Below are 2,518 nucleotides of genomic sequence, written 5' to 3'. Positions count from 1 at the left end.
GCGGTTGCCGTGTCATTTTGATGATGGTGGAGGTGATGGGGGCGGGGGCGATGCCGATGAACGCGCGTGCGTTGTGCGACGCGCGGTCGGTGTCTTGTTGACGTCGTTGTCGACGTCCATCGGTGTTGGACCGCTCATTGACGAGGGTCCAGGGGCGGATGAGGCGGGGGCGGTGACGAATGCGTCGTTTTGACGCGACGCCGAGATGAACGGTGCGCTGAACATGTCGTCGCGCGTATAGCCGGTCAGCGTGCAGCCGGCAGAGGGAGCATTGGCGGGGCGGGAGCGTACGAAGGCGTCCGCGTAGTACAGGATGTGTACCAGCGACGTCTCGGATGGTCGTATCGCGACGAGCAGGCGCATGAAGTCGTCCTCGCGCCATTGCGTGCGTATAGACCACGGCTCACTTTCGCTCGCCGGGGGGTTGAAGGTGATGCCGAAGTTCGGGCTTCGGCTTGATTCGTGTTGGGCGAAGCGACGTGCTTCAGCCCAGTTGTCGAGTGGCCGCTGTGGCGTGCCGCTGAGCATGGCTGCCCACAGGCCCGTGACGAGTGGTCGGAAGCGCTGGTAGGCGGCCAGTACGATGAGGAATGCGCGGAGGGCGTACTTCGACAGGTAGCCCTCATTCGCGACTGCGATGCGTCGCACGAGTATGTATCCCATGCCCGCGCGCCGCATGTTGGTGACGTCGAGGTCGCGTCCTCGAGCCTGGAATAGACGCGTGAATGCGTCTGGCATGGTTAGGCCCATGGCGAATGTGGACCAGAGCTCGAGGTAGGACGTCGCGTCCTCCGCCTTTAGCGGCACGTTCACGCACGAGATTGTGACATCTCGTTTATCGCGAGCGGCTGAGCGCTCGAGCGGGAGAGGGATGGTGGCGGCGTTCGGGAACTGGACGGATTGTGAATCCGTCCAGTCTGACGACATCGGCGCTCGAACGACGAGTTCGAGGCGACGTGGTGCCGTTGGCGCGGCCGCCTCGGTTTTCGGGGCTTGTGCAGCCCGGGTTTGTGGTGGCGGCGACGTGGGGCGTCGTCGTTCCGGCGATCGTCGCCGTGGCGGTGGTGAGGGCCGTCGGCGCGGCGGCGTCTGTCGACGTCGTGGTGGCGATTCGTCGCGACGTCGCGGTTGTGGCGACCGCTGGCGGGAGGGTGATGCTCGCGACGGGCCTGCGACGTTGTCGTTGTCGCTGTACGATTGGCCGTACCGCGACGTCCGGCGGCTTTCGTCCATGGCCTGGCGCATGTCGCGGCCGAATGTGTTGTCGCGGTCGTACTCTCCGTACGACCGTGGTGAGTGGTCGCGGCCACGTGGTGGCTCGTGGATGGTGGGCGGTCCTTTGAACCGCTGGACGTAGCCGGCGGCGCGCACGGCGTCCTCGAAGCCGAGTGCGCGGCCTTCTGCTATGCCTGCGCGGTATTCGCTCGCGAGGCGGTCTTGGGCTACCTGGAGCTCGCGCTCCAGTTGCCGAATGCGTTCGTTGGGTGGCGAGCGCGATCGTGGTGGGGGTTGCCGAAGGCGTTCGTTGGGTGGCGAGCGCGATCGTGGTGGGGGTTGGCGGTATGGGCGGACGGGAGAATGTGGGTGTGCGAGACCCGATCGTCCGCGATGTGATTCGCGGCGGTGTTTCCGTCGCGGTGGTGGTGAATCGTTGCGAGGGCGTTTCGAGCCTCGTGATGACGCGCTGGACGACGTGTCGTCGCGCTGAGGGGGTTGGAGAAGGCTGGTGGGTGGGGCGCTGGCGGTGGTGGTGGTTGCGTCGACGCTGCTCTGCGCCGTCTCCGCGGCGTCGCTCTCAGGGAGCACCGCTGCAGTGATCAGTTGCGCTATGAGCGCGTCGTCGTGGGTGAGGGTGGTGAATTCGTCGTCATACGTGACGTCCTCCGAGTAATCGGGCCACCAAGCATCGCCGTCGGGGTCGTAAGGCTCATCCGACGTGGCGCGTCGTTTGCCCTTGCCTTTCGACTTGGGCTTCTTCTTTGTTGTTGATGAAGTTGCCTTCATCGCTGGGACGTTGCCAGTAGTTTGACCTACCGGCATCGTCGAAGTATTGCCAGTAGTTTGCACTACTGGCTCTGGTGGTGGGCGCCTATCAGCTTGCACTGATGGCGTTGTTGTCGTGGGACCGGCGGGGCCCTGGGCAACTGTGCGTTGCCCGCTCGCGTCGTTAGGCGCGGGCGCCTTGTCCGGTGGCTTCTTGTAAGTCCACTGCGGGAGTTTCCTCGGTGGCATAGTGGAAGTTTTGACGTGGTAGTTTGTCACGTCACGTCACACTTGCCGCGACTTACGCGCCGCGACCTTCACGTGAAGTAACGTGATCTGCCGGCAGAATTAGGAAATAATTTAATATTTCGTAGACTTTTCGTATATTAGTTACTGCTAACTAATATATGTTTTATGGGCGTTGTCGTTGACATGATTTATGTCCATTTGACTGCAAATTTGTCATTTGCTATCGCTTGTGATTGCGTTGACAGCTTGGAGCCTGTACTGGCGGCGGAATGTCCACCCAGGCTTG

At 62.5% G+C, this 2,518-nt stretch carries 1 protein-coding gene; it reads right to left on the bottom strand.

The window, feature by feature from the left end; all coding sequences use genetic code 11:
- Window positions 1-12: 12 nt before the first annotated feature.
- Window positions 13-927, bottom strand: coding sequence for a hypothetical protein (locus VGH54_RS28465; protein WP_331515506.1), 915 nt, complete (start codon window positions 925-927; stop codon window positions 13-15).
- Between the last annotated feature and the right edge of the window lie 1,591 nt (window positions 928-2,518).

The organism is Mycobacterium sp. (assembly GCF_036488105.1).
Taxonomy (GTDB): domain Bacteria; phylum Actinomycetota; class Actinomycetes; order Mycobacteriales; family Mycobacteriaceae; genus Mycobacterium.
Note: the sequence above shows the minus strand (reverse complement) of the source record. Positions and strands in the feature narration are given on the sequence as shown.

Bases quoted from the DNA above. Each gene is read 5' to 3' on its own strand.
- VGH54_RS28465 (WP_331515506.1), bottom strand. From the start codon at position 927: ATGTCGTCAGACTGGACGGATTCACAATCCGTCCAGTTCCCGAACGCC.